Origin of the sequence: Lyngbya aestuarii BL J, assembly GCF_000478195.2 — a bacterium.
Taxonomy (GTDB): Bacteria; Cyanobacteriota; Cyanobacteriia; order Cyanobacteriales; family Microcoleaceae; genus Capilliphycus; species Capilliphycus aestuarii.
This window is the reverse complement of sequence record NZ_AUZM01000005.1, coordinates 107,465-127,784: the sequence shown is the minus strand read 5'-3', so window position 1 is coordinate 127,784 and position 20,320 is coordinate 107,465. Positions and strand designations below refer to the sequence as shown.

The window sequence follows — 20,320 nt, the reverse complement described above, 5'->3', positions numbered from 1 at the left end:
CGAATACCTTGGGGGAACTGATGTCAAACGCCTCCGAAACAGATGCAATGGGGATAGAGTCAGAGGTTTCACCTTGGCTGACTCCTCTGGCTTATTGGTTGTTTTATTATCTGGTGTTACCTCTATTTTTTGGCAGAATTGAGATTAACGGACAGGAACACTTACCCCGGGTCGGGGCGGTGATTTTAGCCCCGACTCACCGATCGCGTTGGGACCCGATTCTTTTGGGCTACGCCGCCGGTCGCAGGGCAACCGGGCGAGATCTTCGCTACATGGTATTGTTGAGTCAAACACAGGGGATACAGGGTTGGTTTGTGCGTCGTTTGGGCGGGTTTCCAATTGATCGAACTCGTCCGACAACTTCTAGTATTCGCTATAGTGTTGAATTATTACAACGTGAAAATGTTCTTGTTTTATTTCCAGAAGGACATATTATTTCCCATAAAGAAATGGGTGAAATTCAGCCCGGAGTCGCAAGAATTGCCTTACAAGCTGTCTCTCATCAATCCAATTTAACGGTTAATATTGTTCCGGTTAGTATTTATTATCAACATTCCGCCCCTCCGCCAATGGGTTGTAAAGTTTGGGTAAATATTGGTTCTCCTTTGAATGCGAGGGAATATCAAGAGGATTCGATTAAAAAAGCAACTCGACACTTAACAACTGATTTAAAAGAAGCACTTCAAGCCCTACATCAACCGCCGTCTGAACTTCTGTGACAGTTTATTAAAAGTCTACTATGGTTAGCTCTTTTATGCTAATGTATATTTACTTTAAATAGGAACAAAGGATGACAATTGATACCCGTATTGATCCTTAATTGTAACTCTTTATCTTGACTTTCTGTTGTGATGATTTAAGCTACAAAAAAACTCATCTTATCTTCTCGTATTCTATTCCATGAATACCAATGTTTCTTCTCAATCTCAATCCAATAATCAACCCCTTGTATTACCTTCTTTAACGCCAGAGATCGTTCAACGCGCCCGACAGGGTTTAGAAGCCGCCCAGTTGCTGAAGGCTGAAGCTATTGTTGAAAAATCCTTACATCAATTCGTTTTGGTCAACCCCTCACTTTTCCGCAAATTAATCGACCTAAACCCAAAGATATAAAAATTGCTTTAGAGACTCTGGAATCTGCTATTTTTGATTTATTACCTCAAAATTATCAAGAACCTGATGAACTTAAGTTATTTAGTGATTTTTTAAATCATATGTTGTGGTAAATGGAGTATTGAATGCTGATTGAGTTTAGTGTCGGAAATTATCTCTCGTTTCAAGATATTGTCACGTTAAGTTTAGTCACCGCTAAAATCCCACTTCCTCACAAAAAACTCCGCAACAATCGTGTTAAAATCGACGATCAACTGAGTTTACTCAAAACCGCTATAATTTATGGTGAGAATGGCAGTGGAAAAACGAATCTAATTAAAGCTTTAAACTTGATGACTCATTGGGTTTTGAACTCTGTTCAAGACACTGCTATCAACTCTATCTTTCCGGTTCAACCGTTTCGTCTCAACTCCAAAACCATCAACCAACCTTCTCTATTTGAAATTGTTATTTTAATTGATAAAATAATTTATCGCTACGGTTTTGAAATCTATTCCGAAGAAGTAATTGCAGAATGGTTATATTACGTTCCTGAACATCAAGAAGTACCCCTACTGAAACGAGAACTCAATCAGTTTGAATTTTTTCCCCCTTTCCCCACGATTCCTGAACTAACTCCCCAAATCAAACCCCATAATTTACTCCTCTCTTTTACCGAAAAATTTCAGATCGATATTATGCAAGAAATCTGGAAATGGTTTCATCACAATCTCAAAATTATTCCCAATTCTTTTCCAAACCCAATTAACGCTAAAACTATAAAATCCTGGAAAAATCCTCAGTATCAAGATCAAGTCATACAATTTTTAAAACCATTTAATCTAGGAATTAATGCTATTCAAATTGAACCTTTTTCAGACCCAAACCCCAATCAGCCCGTTGTGAAAATTATTCGTTCTAGTGATAATCAAATCACACCCGAAACTTCCTCCCAAACCTTTGATTTATATCAAGAGGAATCCCTTGGAACTCAAAAACTGATCCAACTCGCTATAATTTTAGTTGAAGCTTTAAACTCAGGTCAAGTCATCTGGATAGATTCACTCGATCTCAATTTACATCCGTTGATTACTAAAACAATTATTGAGTTATTTCATCAGCGAGAAACCAACCCCCAAAATGCACAACTGATTTTCACCGCCTATGATACCAGTTTACTCACTCCCAAACTCTTTAGACGCGATCAGATTTGGTTTACTGCCAAAGATATTAAAGATAAAATAGGGAAAACCGAGTTATATGCTTTAGCTGAATTCAAAATCAAAAATGATAGTTCTTATGATCAAGATTATCTTTTAGGGAAATATGGCGGAATTCCGTTGTAAATCGAACTTAAACAAGCCTGATGCAAAATAAAGAAGGAGGTTTCCCCAGCGGAAAACGAGGTTATTTAGAACGAAAAATAGCAGTTAGAGATTTAAAATTTGAACGATTTTTGATTGTCTGTGAAGGAGAAAAAACAGAACCCAATTATTTTAAAAGTTTTCCAATACCCGAAGAATGGTTAGATATTTACGGAATTGGAGACAATACATTAGGAATTGTTCGTAAAGCCCTTTTATTAAAAAAAGAAGGAAACTACGATCAAGTTTGGTGTGTATTTGATCGAGATTCCTTTCCCGCCCAAAAGTTTAATCGCGCAATTGAACTGGCTGGAAAAAATAATATTAACATTGCCTACTCCAACGAAGGCTTTGAAATTTGGTATTTGTTGCACTTCAATTTTTATGATACGGCTATTCCTCGCCGTGAATATAAACGGATGTTGAGTCAGTTACTCGATCATCGCTATCAGAAAAATAGTGAGACGATTTACGAAGAATTAAAAAACCGACAAGCCGATGCCATTCGTAATGCTAAAAAGCTACTCGCCCAGTATCCTTCGCCTCATCCCGTGCGAGATAACCCCTCAACAACCGTTCATTTATTGGTTGAACAATTAAATCGATTTATTACTCAATAAAATCTATTTAAGAACATCTAGAGCTGATCCCCTGGGCTTGATTCTCAATCCATCGAAATCAGCACCCAAGCGACAACTAAAATTAAAGCAATCACCACAAATTATACCAGCCCAGACCCCATTTTCTGTATTTTAAACCCCAAATTATAACAATAATAAATGTAAATTTTATGCCTGTTATTGCTTTCGACTCAAGCTCTCAAAAATTTATATCTAAAGAGTTAGATTAAAAGCTTATTTCATCACCTTAGGATAGATAATAAATATCTACTCAATCTTATAGAATTTCTACCAATGAACAAGACCCATCATAATTTTTACAAAAAAGTCGAGGAAAAACAATGGCTTACAGAACAGAAGATTCGGTGATACAACCTAGAACCACAGAAACAGTAGTCGATTACCACGATCGAGTACGTTGGGGTCCGATTTTTTCAGGTCTTGTGATTGCCATCGCTTCTCAACTGGTTTTAACCGCTTTAGGGAGTGCGATCGGTCTAACAGTAGGTTCAAATGGAGCAAATCCCGGCAGTATCGGGACTGGGGTCGGAATATGGTCAATTATTAGTTTACTAATTTCTTTATTGATCGGTGCATGGGTGATGGCTCGAATGTGCGGACCGATGAATAATAAAACAGCCCTTTTAAATGGTGCAATTTTATGGGCGACTACGTTAGCTCTGAGTACATGGCTTCTGACGAGAGGTGTCTCTGGAGTCTTTGGTATCCTGGCTTCTAACGCCGGAGAAGTGATTAACCAAGTTCAACAACCCGGTGGTGCTAATATTCCTAATCAAGCTCCTAATGTAACCGCTCAAGAGCTTCAAGCTATAGCCGCTAATAGTGCTAAAGCTGCTTGGTCATTCTTACTGGGTTCTTTATTTGGTTTAGCTGCTGCACTCGCAGGATCTTCAATTGGAGCAAGAAAGCCACGAGTTCGCGTGTAATAGAAATGACTTTTCAGAAATATTACAAATGATGGAGTGGGGGGAATAAGACGCCACAGGCTGCAAAAAATTTCTTTTCCCTCACCCCTGTTTTTTTGTTGTTAAATTTCAGCTAAAATCAATCAGAGATTATCTGCTAGGCGAGATTCCCACCAAATGGGAATAACCACCCAACCCACAACCAAAATTAAAGCAATCACCACAAATTATACCACCCCAGACCCCATTTTCTGTATTTTAAACCCCAAATTATAACAATAATAAATGTAAATTTATGCCTGTTATTGCTTTCGACTCAAGCTCTCAAAAATTTATATCTAAAGAGTTAGATTAAAAACTTAAATCAATATATTAGTATTATTTTTAGCTTTTCTGAAAAGCTAAATCGTATTTTTATGCGTTCAAATCGTCATACTAGACTGTACAGTATGAATATTGAGTCTAAACTCCAGTTGGAATCTGATGCACTCAAAATAAGCCGTGGGCATTGTTCTTCCCCTTACTGCCCGCCCACCATGCGTTGATCGGCCAGAAAGGACGGGGTTCGGGTGAAGAACACGCGCTTACGCGCTCAAAGCGGCATCCTCCATCGATCCCATAGCGGGTATTTTTGCCCGTGCGTTTGTCAGATAGCGACGACAAACGCTGGCGAAACGAACCGACGATGGTGTCAAACAAACCCCGTTCTTACAACCGCTCTAGCTCTCTTGGATCTCTGAGATATCATTACAATACTGAGATTCCCAGTGCTTGAACAGCTTCTTGCCCAAATGAGAATTGCTGGGGTTTTGAATCAGAACTGGTGCGCGTGCAGTACCTCCATCACGTCACAGAGATAGGCGATGCCCGAGTAATCGTCGAAAAACTGCGCTGCAACCTCATCCGAAATCTTCACGGCCATATCCCGATTGGGGGTTAGTATCTCGAACTTTACATTCGAGAAGGTGTCGCCAACGGTGGGTTGTCCCGACGAGCGCACGCCGCGACTGCCTTTACCGCCAGCGGCCACCACCGTATAACCGGTAGCCCCGGCTTCGTCGATGATCTTGGCGACCTTTTTCAGCAGCACCTTTTCCGTGACGATGACGAGCTTGCTGGCATTCTGGGTCATGTGGGTTACCTCTTAACGCGTTCTTTTAGGACAATTCAAGGCCAAACTCTATGGTTTTGCCTTGAACTATACCTTTAAGATTATGCCAAAGATCGGCGAATTCACTACCTTCTGTTGAGAAAGATTGACTCAGATTAGCGGAAGCATTTTATAAAAAACACTTATCCTTTCGGCGCTATGACCAGAGATGTACGGGTTTTCTGAAAAACAATAAGGAAAACTTATAATTTTAATTTGACATTACTTAGCAGATCCATGTAGAGCGATTGCAAATTTGTGCCGATTTTAAGATAAACTTAAGCACATAGACTTAAAGGTATAGAGATTTGAACTTGGATAGACTCGAGTCTATAGGAGACCATAGGGGCAACTTGTCTTCTCAACCCAGTTCGGAGAAATACCATCCCCGGATCGCTATCGTTCGGATCTCGCCCCAGGATTTGAGGCTGCGCTTGCCTGCCGTCCTGACCCCTAAAATCTGATTAAGGAGGAATTACAACATGGATTTTTTGTCCGATTTCTTGACGCTCTTTCTGGCGAAGTTGCAGTCCCCGACACTCGGCTTTCTGATTGGTGGTATGGTCGTTGCCGCCCTCAATAGCCAATTGCAAATTCCAGATGCGATCTATAAGTTCATCGTCTTCATGCTGCTCCTAAAAGTCGGCCTGAGCGGCGGCATTGCGATCCGCAACGCCAATCTGGCGGAGATGCTGTTGCCTGCGGTGTTCGCTGTGGCAACGGGGATCCTTATCGTGTTCATCGGGCGCTACACTTTGGGTAACCTGCCGAAAGTCAAAACTGTGGATGCCATTGCGACCGCGGGCTTGTTCGGTGCTGTGAGTGGCTCTACCCTCGCGGCCGGCATAACGGTACTGGAAACGGAAGACATCTTTTTCGAGCCCTGGGCCGCCGCACTCTATCCCTTCATGGACATCCCAGCCCTCGTGACTGCGATCGTCTTGGCCAGCATTTATACCAGCAAGCAAAAGTCTCTCAGCCAGCAGGAGCCTTTCGGCAAGCAGGAGTCTCTCAGCAAGCAGTCAGTTGCCGCAGGCGGATATCCCACCACCAGGCAGGAGTATCGCAGCCAGCAGCGCATTACCGCAGGCGGGTATCCCCGCAAGCAGAACGATCGGGTCAAAATATGGCCGATCGTGAAGGAAAGCCTTCAGGGATCTGCCCTATCGGCACTGCTGCTCGGCCTCGCTCTAGGCATCCTAACCCGTCCGGAAAGTGTCTATGAGAGCTTCTTCAATCCCCTTTTCCGCGGCCTGCTTTCGATCCTGATGCTGATAATGGGCATGGAGGCCACGGCAAGGATCGGCGAGCTGCGCAAGGTGGGCCAGTGGTACGCCCTATATGCCCTGGTGGGGCCGCTGCTGCATGGGTTTATCGCCTTCGGTTTCGGCATGATTGCCCACCACGCCACGGGATTCAGCCCAGGCGGCGTCGTGCTCCTGGCCGTCATCGCCGCCTCCAGTTCAGACATCTCAGGGCCGCCCACTTTACGAGCCGGTATCCCGTCGGCCAATCCCTCCGCCTACATCGGCTCGTCCACAGCCGTCGGCACCCCGGTTGCGCTTGCCTTGGGAATACCGCTCTTCATCGGCCTCGCCCAGGTGCTGATGGGCAGCTGATCCCAGACGGGTCGCGGCAAACCGCTATTAATGCTTTACAGCGTTGCTGGAGTTTAGACTAAAAACTCATACTGTACAGTCTAGCATGAGGGATGATTCACCAGAAATGTCTATTCCTTTGCCGAATTATCCCTCTCACCAGTATTCCGTCGAAAGTGGCCAAGTTTATACGGGGCGATCAATGATTGTCAGCCAAAAGTACACAAATTGATCAGACGTTATATCAGAGAAATCCCTACATCAACTGAATCACAGAGGATTATCGAAGCCGCGAGATCATACACCTTGGCCTAGAACAGAAGCGGTAACTTTAAAGGACAGAACTTATGAACATGGAGCCAAAGTTATTTCAGGCAAACCAATTACTTTGGGACATGGTTATAGTACATTGGCTTGGATTCCAGAAGACAAAGGAAGTTGGGCATTACCATTAAGACATGAGAGAATTGGCTCCCATGAAACCCCTATTACAAGAGCAATTTTACAACTCAAACAAGTGATTCGGTATCTTAAAGAAAGGCCGATTACATCGTTGCATCTATGCTGAACCGCCAAAATATCAAGGGAAAGGAAGACCGAGAAAACATGGTAATCAGTTCACCGCCTTTTCAAGGCGGTGCTTGCTTCGGACTCGATTCCCAAGTCAAAAAATGAAATGATCTGACCCGACAACTTGGGGAATTCCTGTTGAATCAGTAGAAATTAATTTCAGCTAAAATCAATCAGAGATTATCCGCTTGGCGAGATTCCCACCAAATGGGAATAACCACCCAACCGACAACCAAAATTAAAGCAATGATCGCAAATTTTGCCACCCCAGACACCAATTGTTCAAGCGGAACAACTTGACCCACAAAAAATGATAAACTTACCATCACAGAAGCCCAAGTTGCGGCTCCGGCGGCATTACACAGCAAGAACTTCCAGTAGGGCATTCTAGCAATTCCTGCCAATGGCCCGGCAAAAATTCGCAGTAACGCCACAAACCGACCTAAAAATACGGCTTTAGCAGCGTTGCGGCTAAACTGACTTTTGACTTCTGTAAGTTTGGCTTCTTGAACTCGAAACAGTTTACCAATAGCGAGTAAAAACGGCCAACCTCTCCAGCGACCAACCCAATATCCGCAATTGTCTCCCAGTATCGCCCCGGCGATCGCCCAACCGAGGACAAACCAATAGTCGAGTTCACCACTCCCGGCGAGGAAACCTCCAACCAAAGTGATCGTCTCTCCAGGAAGGGGTATTCCGGCATTTTCTAAAGTAATTCCCAGGAAAACAGCCCAGTAGCCATACTGATGAGCAATTTCCTGAATTGTTTCCAATGATACAATCTCAAAAGACATTCAATGCTGCCTTCATATTTTTTTGCAAAGCTTTATACTTCTATATTATCTTGATGGCGGAAATCTGTCCTCCCGAGTAGAATGGAGGGATCATCCCAAGTCGTCGGGAAAAGTCCGTTTTCAAGGTGTTGAAACTTTTATCAGAATTGCCTGGTCAAAAACAGGATAAGGTGAATTGGAAACAAGTCAGCTAAGATGTTTTACATAATAATCCTTGGGGAGTGATAAGTTATGAAATTAGCAGAATGTCCGCAGCATATTGTACTTCAGTCTCAGCCTCGCTTGGACTTGCAAGGGGGTAATGCTCTCAAAGATCAAGTCTTGGCGCTCTCAGCAGAACATTTTCGACTGTGGGTAATTGATTTGGCGGCAGTGGAGTTTATCGATAGTTCGGGGTTAGGTGCATTGGTAACAGCCCTTAAGTCGGCTCGCAGACAAGGATCTCGTTTAGTGCTTTGTCATCCTTCTGCAACGGTTAAACTGATTTTGGAGATCACCCAACTCGATCGAGTCTTTGAAGTCTTTGATGAGTTAGAAGCAGTATTCTTAACTGACTCTCAATTGCTTTCAGCATAGGGTTTACTCTCACCTCTAGATACTTTGTCAACGGTGTGAATGGGTGAGAGTTCTCCTCAGATAAAATTTGCCTATCATTGCCCAATCAAAAAGAAAAGAAGTTAAAAAACTCCTGCACTATCAACATTGACAGCAGGAGTTAGATTTTTGTAGATGAATTTGTAAATCCTCTATCCCCAAAAACTTAAAGGGTTGAATTTGGGATAGAATTAACAGAATGAACCGATTTCAAGCATTCTTAAAGCTCGGAAAATCAACACCAGAGCCACCAGATTGTCCACCCTGAAAACTGGGAAGATCCAAACCACTCGGACGACGACTCTTTTGAGCCAGACGGTAGCTCACACTTTGGAGTTCTGCATGAAGTTGGCGGTTTTCTCGTTGGAGTGCTTCGACTTTCTCCATCACCTCTTGGAGACGCTCTGAAAACTTCTGACGATAGACACCAGGGAGTTCTTGAACCACTTGTTCGAGCATCCGAGAGCGATCAGTTAATTCTTGAACCGACTGACGGAGTTGATAAACTTCCCCATCTCGCTCAGAAATTTGGTCTTGATAAAACTTCACCTGCTGTTCAACATCTTGCAGTTGTTCTCGCAATGATCGCATTTGAACCTGTTGGTGTTCAGAGAGTTCGGGAGTCGGCATCAAGCCAGTATTTCCCTTAACCAACCGAAACAGTTCTTGAGACAGTTGTTGGACGAGCTGATCACGCATTTTCAGCTCCTCGTTGAGACGAGTAATTTCAGCTTGTAAATCTTGTTGAGTAGGTTTGTTCGACTGACTTACCATGGCGGACTGCTCCTCAAATATAAACTTTATGCCATACCTATCTTAAATATCTTCACAAGCCCCAGGACAAAAACAGACTCAAACTTGACAGGGTAAGTCAAAAGTCTACCTTTGATCAAAGGTCACAGCACGCCGCGTTATTTCAGGACAAAATAACCTGTGACTTGACCCTGACCTCAGTTTGGGCTTGTGTAATCATGGGTTTGCAATGACTTCTATAGAATATTTCATCCAAAAGAAATCACTTCCTTATAACAGACTAAAATACCAGATTTTTGCTGAGGTGCAAGTTTATCCCAAACTCTGAGTGATCTTTGCCGAGTCACCGAGTCTACAAAATGCGATCGTTCAGCGATCGCATCGAGAGAAACGCTGATCCCGTTTGCAGAGAGCCTGCTTGTACTCCCACATCGCAAGCTCCCTCTTCTATTGCTATTGCGAGGGTTGAGAGACTTCCTCGGGTTCAGGTTCAGCAGCTTCTGTTGTTGCCTCGACTGGTAAAGCAGGCTGCTTTGTCGTCAAATAACGAATAACATCGTCACTGATCCGCATTGCCCTCTCCATGACTGCAATTTGATGACCGGGGCCATCATAGTTCATGAGAACGTAAACCCCTTCTCGGTGATTGTCAATCTCATAAGCCAGACGACGCTTCCCTAAATTTTGAATCTGAATATTCTGTCCACCCTGTTCTTGTAACAAGTCTTGATATTTAGCGATCGAAACATCAACCTGTTCATCGATCAAGTCTGGACGCAGAATATACATCGTTTCGTAAACAAATTCTTTCATTGAGAAAATCTCCTCATGGGCTATTAGGCTTCTCAGAATTAGAAGCAAGGAACTTTTCAATTCTACAATACCGAAAGACGAATCACCTGAGCGGATCTCCGTGCTAATATTTCTCCGTTAAGGCACCTGCATATAAACCGCATCCGAGATCGTGGGGATCTCTGCATAATGTCCACGAAGCGACTGCACGACTGAATAAATCACCGCCGCTAAAATGCCCAAAAACAGCATATTGTAGATCGTCTCTAGGATAAAGCCTTGCAGTCCACCGCCCAAAATACCCAGGATGATGCTACACAAAACAATAATAATGTCAAGCAAAATCGCCTGCATTGTGTTAAAGCGAATAAAGTGAGGAATATTTTGATTTCGCACCACCAGCAAAAACAAAGCAAAGAAAATCACCAAACCGATAAAGGGAACTGTTTGGTAGATTGATATTAAAGGTGCTAAAGGAATCAGAATAATAGTGAGTATGGGAAATTGGGCAAATAAAAAACGACTAAACTCTAACCCATACATTAAAGGAAGTAAATAAGGTAAAGCCGAAAAAATCCGATCCCGAATGGTTGTTTCGCCACGCCACGTCATACTTTGTTCTCCTGAGTATTGTTCATCAATCATTAAATTGCCTCTAAACTCAGGATAGCGCAGAGTTTCAAGAATATTTATCCTCAGTATTTAAAGTATTGCTTAAACTTCTATTCAATATTCGCAATTCTAAAACCCATCTGACACTCATATTGACTGGGAAGGTTTTCTGTCGTTTTACCAACCGGATGACCACAACTGAGTTGTCCTCCTCTCCAGCGAGGCTGACCACTACGATCTGAAAGTGGACAACCTTGACAAACTCGCTGCGGTTCGAGAAGTTGGTTCTCCATCAAAATCACTAACATCTTATCCCTCCAACAGATTCCGTCTTTGCCCTTCCAATTGTATGCCAAGACTCGAGAGAGACTCAGAAATTTGATCACAACTTAACATTTCTGTCAAGAACTTTACGCCTAGAACAATTAGACAAACAAGGTTATGATCTTTAAGTTCACAGAGTCACGAATCAAACAAAGAGAACTCCCAAATCCGTAAAAGCAATTCAAAAGATTTACCCCTTGGGAAACCCCTCAAGTCTTGATCGCCGACTCTCCCTGAAATTTCTGATCTGCAATCTGAGGAAAGCGACTGTGAGCGATACTAACTTAGACATCCTAGCCCAAAGCGATCCGATCGTCGCCGAAGGGATTCAACACGAACTACAACGTCAGCGAGATCACCTAGAATTAATTGCCAGTGAAAACTTTACATCAGCCGCAGTCATGGCTGCTCAGGGATCAGTTCTGACCAATAAATACGCAGAAGGATTACCCAGAAAACGCTACTATGGCGGTTGCGAGTTTATAGACACGCTCGAACAATTGGCAATTGATCGAGCCAAAGAACTCTTTGGTGCTGCTCATGCCAACGTTCAGCCTCATTCCGGCGCTCAAGCCAACTTTGCCGTCTTCTTAGCCTTGCTAGAACCCGGTGACACGATCATGGGAATGGACTTATCTCATGGCGGACACCTCACCCACGGTTCCCCCGTCAACGTCTCCGGGAAATGGTTCAAAGCTTGCCATTATGGAGTCAGTCAAGACAGCGAACGCCTCGACTATGACCAAATTCTTGAACTCGCCAAACAGCATCAACCCAAATTGATCGTCTGTGGCTATTCTGCCTATTCTCGGATCATCGAGTTTGATAAATTTAGAGCGATCGCCGACGAAGTTGGCGCCTATTTACTCGCCGATATTGCTCATATTGCCGGGTTAGTCGCAAGCGGACATCATCCCAGTCCGATCTCATACTGTGATGTCGTCACAACCACAACCCACAAAACCCTACGAGGCCCTCGGGGTGGTTTAATTCTCACTCGCGATCCCGATCTTGGCAAAAAATTCGATAAAGCCGTTTTCCCCGGTAGTCAAGGTGGCCCCCTCGAACACGTAATAGCTGGCAAAGCCGTTGCTTTTGGAGAAGCGCTCAAACCCGAGTTTAAAGCGTATTCTCGACAAGTGATTGAAAATGCTCAAGCCCTAGCCACTCAGTTACAAAAACGGGGCTTGAAAATCGTCTCGGGCGGCACCGATAATCACGTCATGTTAGTTGACTTGCGTTCTGTGGGCATGACTGGAAAACAAGCCGATAAACTCGTCAGTGAAGTCAATATCACCGCCAATAAAAATACTGTTCCCTTTGATCCAGAGTCTCCCTTTGTCACCAGTGGCCTCCGACTCGGATCTCCCGCGATGACAACCCGAGGTATGGGAACAACAGAATTTACCGAAATTGGCGAAATCATCGCAGATCGACTGATCAAACCCGAAGACGAAGCCGTTGCTCAAAGCTGTCGTCAACGAATACAGTCCCTCTGTGAAGCATTTCCTCTCTATCCTCATCTCACCGCCAAAGTCCCCGCTTTAGCTTAAATATTCAGCAATATTCAGTGAGTCAGCAAGGAGCAAAAGTTAAGTGGGTTGACAAGCCCCTTTTCCTTCGCTCCGGGTTGAATGAGAAGTTCAATTTAGACATCTCTGGTAGAAACGAGCAGAAATGTAGTAGACTCTGCCTGACGCTTTATTTTTTTTAAAGCCGCTCACTCAAAGCAACACTCAATCGTCTCAGAGTGCAATATCATCCGTTGATCCTCTCTGTAGAGCGAAGAGCTGTTTGTCTGCACAATGTCTTGCACCCCATAACTTCAGATGCCTCTCCATCTGTACCATCTGCTCGTGTTTCTCGTATCTGCACTTGTTGTCCTGGGAACGACACCCGTCGTCAAGACAATAGGCATCAAAAGTGGACGTGTCGATCTGCCCAATGATCGCAAAGTTCACCAACGTCCAATGGTTCGTCTAGGCGGTATTTCGATTTATCTCGGTACCCTGATCGGTTTACTGGTCGTTTGGTGGTCAGGAGGCTTTATTGATGCCCACGGCCAGCCTTTAGGCGTAGAACAGGAATATGAAATTTGGGGAGTTACGGTTGGGGGTTTAGCCTTCTTTTTGATTGGTTTAGCAGATGATCTGTTTAGCCTTTCCCCTGTGACTCGCCTGATGCTACAAATGACCGTTGCTAGTTTAGCGTGGATGGTGGGAGTCAACATTGAGTTTCTCACGATTCCATTTGTCGGATTAGTTTATGTGGGTTGGTTGAGTCTACCCATTACTGTTGTTTGGTTAGTGGGGATGGCTAATGCCATTAACTGGATCGATGGCTTAGACGGTTTAGCAGCCGGAGTCTCAGGTATTGCAGCCCTGGTGATGCTTGTAGTTAGTCTGCAAATGGATCAACCGGCGGCTGCTTTAATTGCGGCAGCTTTAGCTGGAGGTGCGTTAGGGTTTTTACGCTATAACTTTAACCCCGCTCAGATCTTTATGGGGGATGGTGGTTCCTATTTTCTCGGCTTTACGTTGGCGGCAGTCGGGGTGATCGGTCTGGTTAAAACAACTGTTGTCACTTCGGTTTTAATGCCCTACATTATTTTAGCGGTGCCGATTTTAGATATGTCGGCGGTGATTTTGGATCGGCTGCGTCATGGTAAATCTCCCTTTATCGCTGATCAACGTCATTTGCATCATCGACTGCTACAAGCGGGACTATCCCAACGTTTGACTGTTTTATTTATCTACTCTTTAACGTTGTGGGTGGGAAGTTTAGCTTTGGCTTTTTCGGGGCTTCCCAGTGGTTTGATTTATGCACTCGGGGCGACAGGTTTACTGGGTTATACCAGTTGGAAAGCCTTAAAACACGCCAAGTAACCAATTATGAATTCTCAATGATCTATCTTCTCTGTTCCCGATTTCCTTTTGTATGAGTGTCTCTTGCCTGATCACTGACTTTTGATCGGATGTCGGACGATTGAGTCATTATGAATGAGACAATGAAAACAGCGAACCCATAACGGAAGAATCGGGGAATGACTGCTGAAATTATCTGTGTTGGAACCGAACTCCTACTCGGTGATATCCTCAATAGCAATGCTCAGTTTTTGGGTAAACAGCTTGCTGAGTTGGGGATTGCTCACTATTATCAAACGGTCGTCGGTGATAACCGAGAACGCCTCAAACACGTGATTGCGATCGCCTCACAACGCGCTCAACTCCTAATTTTTACAGGGGGTTTGGGGCCAACGCCTGATGATCTGACGGTGGAAACAATAGCCGATTTTTTTGGGGTTCCGCTAATTGAACGACCCGAAATTATTGCAGATATTCGTCAGAAGTTTGCTCAACGGGGACGAACCATGTCACCGAGTAATCATAAGCAAGCTTTAATTCCGCAAGGGGCAGAGATTCTCACCAATCCTATCGGTAGCGCTCCCGGCATCATTTGGCAGCCTCGTTCTGACAAACTGACCATTCTGACGTTTCCCGGTGTTCCGGCGGAAATGAAGCAAATGTGGCATGAAATCGCTGTTCCCTACTTGCAAAGTCAGGGATGGTGTCAAGAGATGATTTGCAGTCACACGCTGAGGTTTTGGGGGGTGGCTGAGTCAGCTTTAGCGGAAAAAGTGTCTTCTTATCTCAATTTAACCAATCCCACCGTTGCACCTTATGCCAATTATGGAGAAGTTAAACTGAGAATTTCGGCTCGGGCTGAGTCACCAGAAGCGGCCGAACAGCTTATTGCTCCGATTGAACAGCAAATTAAAGACATTGCGGGTTTAGATTATTATGGTCGCGATCACGATACCCTCGCCTCAGTCGTCGGTCAACTTTTACAACAAACCCATTCAACTTTAGCGGTGGCTGAATCCTGTACTGGTGGCGGTTTGGGTCAGATGATTACCCGTGTTCCGGGGAGTTCAAGCTATTTTCGCGGCGGAATTATTGCTTATGAGAATGGGGTGAAAATGGCTTTATTGGGGGTTAATCCTTCGGATCTTGAACAATGGGGCGCAGTTAGTGAGAGTGTCGCTCAACAAATGGCGCTGGGTGTGCGATCCCAGTTAAACACAACTTGGGGTTTGAGTATTACCGGAATTGCCGGACCAGATGGAGGGACGGAAACCAAGCCAGTGGGATTGGTGTACATGGGTTTAGCCGGGCCAGATGGACAAGCAACAAGTTTTAAATTTCTATTTGGTCGTGCAAGGGGGCGAGAATGGATTCAGCGAGTCAGTGCAAGTTCTGCCCTTGATGTGTTACGACGTATGCTTTTATCCGCATGAGATTTCCCCCATTGATTAATTTGGGTTGGGTGAGGGGCAGAGATTGATTAGCATTTTCGATCTTTGTAAGTAATCTTGCACAAATATGTGAAGATTCGTTATGATAAGAGAAATACAAATAATTGAATGATTTAGGATATATTTATATCCGAATAAGTTTCAAGTTTGTAGAGTTTATTGAGGTTAGACCCACTGACTTACCCGTAGTAGTGTCTGTCTAAACTAAAAATAAACTCCATTTGTTAAGTTGTAATCGGTGTACAGCAAGGAGCCATTTTTGCAATGGAATACATTGAAAAAGTGCTGGAAAAACTGAAAGAGTGGGCGCGTGAATTGGTAGAAGGATTACTTGGCCCTCAAACTCATCCGGAAGTTGAACCCATTCCGGTTCCAGTCGATGATCTTCGACGTCGCCGCAAGTCTTAGGATTAAGCTTTTGCAGGAAGTATTGAAGTTGCCCAGTATTTTGGTGCTGCACGGCCCAAATTTAAACCTTTTGGGTCAGCGAGAACCTGGAATTTATGGAACTGTAACACTAGCAGAAATTAACCAGTGCTTACAGCAAGAGGCGCAGGCTCATCAGTTGGCAGTGTCGTTTTTGCAGTCTAACACAGAAGGAGTCCTGGTTGATGCTATTCATTCAGCCCAAGACCAAAGTCAGGGCATCATCCTTAATGCAGGAGCTTACACGCACACCAGTATTGCGATCCGAGATGCTATCGCAGCAGTAGGGCTTCCGACGGTAGAAGTACATTTAAGTAACATCTATCGTCGTGAAACGTTCCGGCATCACTCCTATATTGCACCTGTTGTTTTAGGACAAATCAGTGGTTTTGGTGCGGACAGCTATATTCTGGGACTGCAAGCTTTAATCCGACATCTCCGCCAGACAAAGCAGCTTGAGAGAGATTTGTCTTCTCAAGCCAAGGCTGAGTAAGGAGAGTAATCGATGCAATACTCATTGCTCAGTCGGTTTCAAGGAGCAATGGCAGGTTTGTCTTTTGGCAGTCGATTAAGAAGATTGCCCCCCGAAAAATCTGTCTTTCTCTCCAAGACTTCTCCCCAAAAAGTGAATCACGATTCCCAAACTTTGCTAAACTTAAAGCAGCATCGGTTGAAAGGATGTGAATCCAAGAAAAAGGATGAACAATTCACTTCAAGCGACAACGAGAGTCTTGTGATTCAAATGACTCGTAGCCTTATTCGATGCCAGGGATGGGAACGAGCCGATTGGAATCAGAGTTGGCAGGAATGGCAACAAAATCAACAAAATCAACAATCATCATCCTCCGCGATTGAATCCGTGAGCGATTTAGCTTGCACCCGTCCAAAATCCTTGGGTAATGATTGCCTATCTTTGGCAGAAGTTGCTGTAGCAACCGTACCGATCGCCTTATTGTTTCACGAGCAACCCGCTCAACTCCAGCAGCAACTTCTGCAAGGCATACAAGTTTGGCAAGAATCTCCCTCCTGTCAGGGTTTAGAACAGGCTGTCATTGTCTTTAACAAGGCGATCGCACTGGCATTAAAGGAAGAACTTGATCCCCCAACCCTAATTCCCACTCTCCTGAATCATCTTGATCCGCAAATCGATCTGCATCAGCAGTTGCAACAGGTTCAGAGCTTAGTGGAACAAAGGGTCAGTTTAGAAACAGCTCGAGAGTTGCTGCTCAAAAATTCTCGGGAACTTGCGATTCGCTCTCAAACCGAAGAGATCTGGGTCGGTTCACCAGATACAATACCGATAGCCCTTGCATTTTACAGCTTTGTCAGTACACCCCACAATCCCGCGATCGCCTTGTTGCGAAGCGTTGAGATGGATTCATTAACTCCAATTGTAAGTACACTCACTGGAGCATTGTCTGGTGCTTACAACAGTATTTCTAGCTTTCCCCTCTCCTGGCGACTGCAACTTCAAACAACGACAACTTCATCTTCACCTATAATTTCGTCAGAAACCCCAGCAAAGAGCCGGAAACAGTCAGTCGGAGAAATTCTCCAAAAGGCAACAGAGCTATTCGCAGTTTGGTCTGGGGTTTATAATACAGCAAATCCATTCTTAGAAACGGATTCAACCCTGGCTGTGGCTGCGCCCAATATAATTCGTCCACCTCAGATCTAAAAAACCTAGCCCAGATTCGTAAATCCCTGAAGTTGAAAGGGTTTACCCGCTCGAGAACACTCCGATTGGTAAAGTATATTAAGTTATTGTCCATAAAGATCGTATCCCAAAATCAGAAATCTGTACTCTAGAATTGATATGACACGGCTGCACTCTAGAATCTAGCTTCGATATAGATGAACACGTTCGAGTTAATCACACGGCAGATTGAACGGCTTCGTAGCCGTACTCACAGCTCGTCGTTGCGAGTCAATGGGACTCGGGCTGAAAATCGCAATTCGGATCGCTCGCAGCAACGCCAACCTGGATCGTCGTCTGACGAGTCTCAAGGCCAACAGACATCTTCTAACCACTTCAAGCGCAAATCACCTAAGTCTCCTCAAGCCGGCTCTCCAGCACTACTGTTTTTGGCGATTATTTCGTTAACAGGAGTGATGGGTGTTCGCTTCTACAACCAACCCAAACTCGCCGTTGGCCGGGAGGCTCCTGAGACGATTTTAGCGCCGACCGATGCAGAACTAACTGACATGAAAACCACAGAAGAAAGACGTAAAGAGGCTCTCTATGGCGTCGTTCCTGTCTTGGTGCCTAATCCCCTGGTCAACGAAGAAATTAATCAGAGAATCGAAACCGTACTCGCTCAAGGTGATGTGGTCAGAGATCTTGCTCGACCCTTTCCCTTCCTTGACTCAGGGACACTATCAACAGATGTTCAATCCTACTTGCGAAGAATACCAGAGTGGCAATGGAACGAATTACTCGCGCAAGTCGAACAAACAACTGTGCAACCCCAACTCAATTTAAGTACCTCTGGGAGCTTATCAACCGATAGCGGCAAATTTTCATCCACTCAACAAGAAGGAACCGATCAACTGCGCTGGAAAGCATTTGCTCAACTCCGAGGGTATGGAAAACGAGCCTCTCCTCAAGAGTTTGCTGCTCTAGTGACGGATATTGATGATGCTCGCAAGCGTTATGCTAAAGCTTATACAGCCTTTTCTAAACAGCTTCCCTCAGATCAAACTAGCTTTTATAATCAGTCTTTGCTCGACTGGTCCGATCAAACTTGGGAGCAAACTCAAGTTGGGATATTACAAGTGGCAATGGAAATGCTGAGTCAGGGTATTGCCCCTGGATTACCGACTGAGATTTTACAACAAGCGGTTAATATTCAGGTCAAAACAGCTCTACCAACCGAATCTCAAGACTTTGCGGCAAAGTTGCTCACAACCGCTTTGCGAACGAATCTGATTGAAGATCGAGATTCCACTCGGACTCGGGCTGAACTCGCCGCTCAAAGTGTTGATCCGGTGGTTGTCACTATTAGTCAAGGCGATGTGATTGTTCGTCAGGGCGAAAAAATTACTCAACGTGAGTTCGTGATGCTCGATCATTTTGACAAGAGCGAACGAGGCATTAATTGGAAAGGTTTACTGGCTTTTGCAGCTTTAGTCAGTGGGGCGGTTGTGGTTGTGTTATTTGTGGGAAGACGATTTCGGCCGAGTCTTCGCCACAGAGACTATTTATTGCTGTTGTTGCTAACTTTAAGTACACCTTTGCTGGTGCTGTTAAAAGTTCCTTCCACGGGTTTACCCGCAGTGGGTTTATTAGCAGGTAGCTTCTACGGTTCGGCGGTGGGTGTAACCGTTGTGGGTTTGCTCTCGGCGATGATTCCGATTGGTCTGGAAATTGAGATGATTCCTCTGCTGGCGAGTGCGGCGGGGGGACTTCTAGGAAGCTTACTGGCGGGACAATTGCGATCGCGAGAAGAACTGGCTTTATTAGGAGGAGCGGTTGGTTTAGCTCAAGGTACTGTTTATCTCCTGCTGACGCTAACGGTTGTCGGTACAACGGCGAGTTCGATCTGGTTTATTCTCTTACGCCAAGTCGTCTTACAAGTTCTCGAAGGGTTGGCTTGGAGTGTTGTGGCTTTGGGATTAAGTCCTTATTTAGAACACGTCTTTGACTTAATTACACCGATTCGGTTAGCGGAACTGGCGAACCCCAATCGACCATTACTGAAGCGCTTGGCAACGGAGGCTCCTGGTACGTTCCAACATACGATGTTTGTGGCAACTCTCGCAGAAGCAGCGGCTCAAGCTTTGGGATGTAATGTTGAACTGGTGAGAACGGGAACTCTGTATCACGATATTGGGAAAATGCACGATCCGCTCGGGTTTATTGAAAATCAGATGGGAGGGCCGAACAAACACGACGAAATTAATGATCCTTGGGAAAGTGCCAGAATTATCAAAAAACACGTCAGTGAAGGGCTAGCAATGGCACGTCGTTGTCGCTTACCAAAAGCGATTCAAGCTTTTATTCCCGAACACCAAGGTAAAATGCTGATTGCCTACTTCTACTATCAAGCCCAACAACGGGCAAAAGAAGATTCTGCTATTGCAGTTAAAGAGGAAGATTTTCGCTATGATGGGCCAAGTCCACAATCGAAGGAAACAGGAATTGTGATGTTAGCTGATTCTTGTGAGGCGGCGTTGCGAAGTCTTAAAGATGCCACCCACGAAGAAGCCCTACAAATGGTGAATAAAATTCTCCGGGCGAGATGGCAAGATAATCAATTGGTAGACTCTGGACTCAGCCGAGAAGATATGGCAAAAATTGCTGAAGTTTTTGTCCGAGTTTGGGAACAAGTCAACCACAAACGTATTGCTTATCCGAAAGGGGTATTTTCGGCTCGATAGGGTGAGGTTA

20 protein-coding genes and 1 pseudogene are annotated in these 20,320 nt (G+C 44.6%); 14 read left to right on the top strand and 7 right to left on the bottom strand.

What is annotated here, in order from left to right; translation table 11 throughout:
* The first annotated feature begins 20 nt into the window (after positions 1-20).
* From M595_RS03905 to M595_RS03885, 5 genes are all read left to right on the top strand, one after another.
* Positions 21-719: a lysophospholipid acyltransferase family protein gene (locus M595_RS03905; RefSeq protein ID WP_040483533.1), complete on the top strand. Its 699-nt coding sequence runs from the start codon at positions 21-23 to the stop codon at positions 717-719.
* A gap of 181 nt (positions 720-900) precedes the next feature.
* The gene (locus M595_RS03900; RefSeq protein WP_023064761.1) at positions 901-1,113 is read left to right on the top strand and encodes a hypothetical protein; all 213 of its coding nucleotides are present in this window, start codon (positions 901-903) and stop codon (positions 1,111-1,113) included.
* A gap of 125 nt (positions 1,114-1,238) precedes the next feature.
* Complete coding sequence (locus tag M595_RS03895) at positions 1,239-2,438, top strand: AAA family ATPase (protein WP_023064694.1); 1,200 nt, start codon at positions 1,239-1,241, stop codon at positions 2,436-2,438.
* A 20-nt stretch (positions 2,439-2,458) separates the two neighbouring features.
* Positions 2,459-3,076: an RloB family protein gene (locus tag M595_RS03890; protein ID WP_023064656.1), complete on the top strand. Its 618-nt coding sequence runs from the start codon at positions 2,459-2,461 to the stop codon at positions 3,074-3,076.
* Between the two features lie 341 nt (positions 3,077-3,417).
* Positions 3,418-4,023: a hypothetical protein gene (locus tag M595_RS03885; RefSeq protein WP_040483532.1), complete on the top strand. Its 606-nt coding sequence runs from the start codon at positions 3,418-3,420 to the stop codon at positions 4,021-4,023.
* A 471-nt stretch (positions 4,024-4,494) separates the two neighbouring features.
* On the opposite strand, the pseudogene M595_RS32100 reads toward M595_RS03885, so the two are convergent.
* Positions 4,495-4,689, bottom strand: a pseudogene (locus tag M595_RS32100) (ISNCY-like element ISAtsp9 family transposase); the annotation flags it as partial.
* A gap of 127 nt (positions 4,690-4,816) precedes the next feature.
* On the bottom strand, positions 4,817-5,134 hold the full coding sequence (locus M595_RS03880; RefSeq protein WP_040483531.1) for a P-II family nitrogen regulator: 318 nt from the start codon (positions 5,132-5,134) through the stop codon (positions 4,817-4,819).
* A 500-nt stretch (positions 5,135-5,634) separates the two neighbouring features.
* Between M595_RS03880 and M595_RS03875 the strand changes: the two genes are divergently transcribed.
* A complete protein-coding gene (locus M595_RS03875) occupies positions 5,635-6,771 on the top strand; it encodes a sodium-dependent bicarbonate transport family permease (protein WP_023064733.1) in 1,137 nt (378 codons plus the stop codon).
* Between the two features lie 722 nt (positions 6,772-7,493).
* Here M595_RS03875 and M595_RS03870 read toward each other — a convergent pair.
* Positions 7,494-8,114 (bottom strand): DedA family protein, encoded by a 621-nt coding sequence (locus M595_RS03870; RefSeq protein WP_023064734.1) that lies wholly within the window; start codon positions 8,112-8,114, stop codon positions 7,494-7,496.
* A 231-nt stretch (positions 8,115-8,345) separates the two neighbouring features.
* Here M595_RS03870 and M595_RS03865 point away from each other — a divergent pair, with 231 nt between their 5' ends.
* Complete coding sequence (locus tag M595_RS03865; RefSeq protein WP_023064612.1) at positions 8,346-8,690, top strand: STAS domain-containing protein; 345 nt, start codon at positions 8,346-8,348, stop codon at positions 8,688-8,690.
* Between the two features lie 228 nt (positions 8,691-8,918).
* Here the strand turns inward: M595_RS03865 and M595_RS03860 are convergent, their stop codons facing one another.
* From M595_RS03860 to M595_RS03845, 4 genes are all read right to left on the bottom strand, one after another.
* Complete coding sequence (locus M595_RS03860; RefSeq protein ID WP_023064644.1) at positions 8,919-9,482, bottom strand: Npun_F5560 family protein; 564 nt, start codon at positions 9,480-9,482, stop codon at positions 8,919-8,921.
* Positions 9,483-9,914: 432 nt separating this feature from the next.
* Positions 9,915-10,274, bottom strand: a complete 360-nt coding sequence (gene rpsF / locus M595_RS03855; protein WP_023064675.1) for a 30S ribosomal protein S6 — start codon at positions 10,272-10,274, stop codon at positions 9,915-9,917.
* Between the two features lie 117 nt (positions 10,275-10,391).
* Positions 10,392-10,865 carry a Tic20 family protein gene (locus M595_RS03850; RefSeq protein WP_040483548.1) on the bottom strand — a complete coding sequence of 158 codons (474 nt, stop codon included), beginning with the start codon at positions 10,863-10,865 and terminating at the stop codon, positions 10,392-10,394.
* 110 nt (positions 10,866-10,975) lie between these two features.
* A complete protein-coding gene (locus M595_RS03845) occupies positions 10,976-11,173 on the bottom strand; it encodes a hypothetical protein (protein WP_009787029.1) in 198 nt (65 codons plus the stop codon).
* A 285-nt stretch (positions 11,174-11,458) separates the two neighbouring features.
* Between M595_RS03845 and glyA the strand changes: the two genes are divergently transcribed.
* From glyA to M595_RS03815, 7 genes are all read left to right on the top strand, one after another.
* A complete protein-coding gene (gene glyA, locus M595_RS03840; protein WP_023064758.1) occupies positions 11,459-12,742 on the top strand; it encodes a serine hydroxymethyltransferase in 1,284 nt (427 codons plus the stop codon).
* Positions 12,743-13,018: 276 nt separating this feature from the next.
* On the top strand, positions 13,019-14,074 hold the full coding sequence (locus M595_RS03835; RefSeq protein WP_040483530.1) for a glycosyltransferase family 4 protein: 1,056 nt from the start codon (positions 13,019-13,021) through the stop codon (positions 14,072-14,074).
* 158 nt (positions 14,075-14,232) lie between these two features.
* Entirely contained in the window at positions 14,233-15,486 is a 1,254-nt protein-coding gene (locus M595_RS03830; protein ID WP_023064613.1) for a competence/damage-inducible protein A, read from the top strand.
* Positions 15,487-15,768: 282 nt separating this feature from the next.
* A complete protein-coding gene (locus tag M595_RS31705) occupies positions 15,769-15,912 on the top strand; it encodes a hypothetical protein (protein WP_023064697.1) in 144 nt (47 codons plus the stop codon).
* A 28-nt stretch (positions 15,913-15,940) separates the two neighbouring features.
* Positions 15,941-16,423 carry a type II 3-dehydroquinate dehydratase gene (gene aroQ / locus M595_RS03825; RefSeq protein WP_023064673.1) on the top strand — a complete coding sequence of 161 codons (483 nt, stop codon included), beginning with the start codon at positions 15,941-15,943 and terminating at the stop codon, positions 16,421-16,423.
* A 12-nt stretch (positions 16,424-16,435) separates the two neighbouring features.
* Positions 16,436-17,608, top strand: a complete 1,173-nt coding sequence (locus M595_RS03820) for an ADP-ribosylglycohydrolase family protein (protein ID WP_023064666.1) — start codon at positions 16,436-16,438, stop codon at positions 17,606-17,608.
* Positions 17,609-17,784: 176 nt separating this feature from the next.
* Positions 17,785-20,310 carry an HD family phosphohydrolase gene (locus M595_RS03815; protein WP_040483528.1) on the top strand — a complete coding sequence of 842 codons (2,526 nt, stop codon included), beginning with the start codon at positions 17,785-17,787 and terminating at the stop codon, positions 20,308-20,310.
* Positions 20,311-20,320: the final 10 nt, after the last annotated feature.

What these genes read in the sequence shown, in the direction of transcription:
- M595_RS03905 (WP_040483533.1), top strand. Translation starts at nt 21, where the DNA reads ATGTCAAACGCCTCCGAAACAGATGCAATGGGGATAGAGTCAGAGGTT.
- M595_RS03900 (WP_023064761.1), top strand. Translation starts at nt 901, where the DNA reads ATGAATACCAATGTTTCTTCTCAATCTCAATCCAATAATCAACCCCTT.
- M595_RS03895 (WP_023064694.1), top strand. Translation starts at nt 1,239, where the DNA reads ATGCTGATTGAGTTTAGTGTCGGAAATTATCTCTCGTTTCAAGATATT.
- M595_RS03890 (WP_023064656.1), top strand. Translation starts at nt 2,459, where the DNA reads ATGCAAAATAAAGAAGGAGGTTTCCCCAGCGGAAAACGAGGTTATTTA.
- M595_RS03885 (WP_040483532.1), top strand. Translation starts at nt 3,418, where the DNA reads ATGGCTTACAGAACAGAAGATTCGGTGATACAACCTAGAACCACAGAA.
- M595_RS03880 (WP_040483531.1), bottom strand. Translation starts at nt 5,134, where the DNA reads ATGACCCAGAATGCCAGCAAGCTCGTCATCGTCACGGAAAAGGTGCTG.
- M595_RS03875 (WP_023064733.1), top strand. Translation starts at nt 5,635, where the DNA reads ATGGATTTTTTGTCCGATTTCTTGACGCTCTTTCTGGCGAAGTTGCAG.
- M595_RS03870 (WP_023064734.1), bottom strand. Translation starts at nt 8,114, where the DNA reads ATGTCTTTTGAGATTGTATCATTGGAAACAATTCAGGAAATTGCTCAT.
- M595_RS03865 (WP_023064612.1), top strand. Translation starts at nt 8,346, where the DNA reads ATGAAATTAGCAGAATGTCCGCAGCATATTGTACTTCAGTCTCAGCCT.
- M595_RS03860 (WP_023064644.1), bottom strand. Translation starts at nt 9,482, where the DNA reads ATGGTAAGTCAGTCGAACAAACCTACTCAACAAGATTTACAAGCTGAA.
- rpsF (WP_023064675.1), bottom strand. Translation starts at nt 10,274, where the DNA reads ATGAAAGAATTTGTTTACGAAACGATGTATATTCTGCGTCCAGACTTG.
- M595_RS03850 (WP_040483548.1), bottom strand. Translation starts at nt 10,865, where the DNA reads ATGACGTGGCGTGGCGAAACAACCATTCGGGATCGGATTTTTTCGGCT.
- M595_RS03845 (WP_009787029.1), bottom strand. Translation starts at nt 11,173, where the DNA reads ATGTTAGTGATTTTGATGGAGAACCAACTTCTCGAACCGCAGCGAGTT.
- M595_RS03835 (WP_040483530.1), top strand. Translation starts at nt 13,019, where the DNA reads ATGCCTCTCCATCTGTACCATCTGCTCGTGTTTCTCGTATCTGCACTT.
- M595_RS03830 (WP_023064613.1), top strand. Translation starts at nt 14,233, where the DNA reads ATGACTGCTGAAATTATCTGTGTTGGAACCGAACTCCTACTCGGTGAT.
- M595_RS31705 (WP_023064697.1), top strand. Translation starts at nt 15,769, where the DNA reads ATGGAATACATTGAAAAAGTGCTGGAAAAACTGAAAGAGTGGGCGCGT.
- M595_RS03820 (WP_023064666.1), top strand. Translation starts at nt 16,436, where the DNA reads ATGCAATACTCATTGCTCAGTCGGTTTCAAGGAGCAATGGCAGGTTTG.
- M595_RS03815 (WP_040483528.1), top strand. Translation starts at nt 17,785, where the DNA reads ATGAACACGTTCGAGTTAATCACACGGCAGATTGAACGGCTTCGTAGC.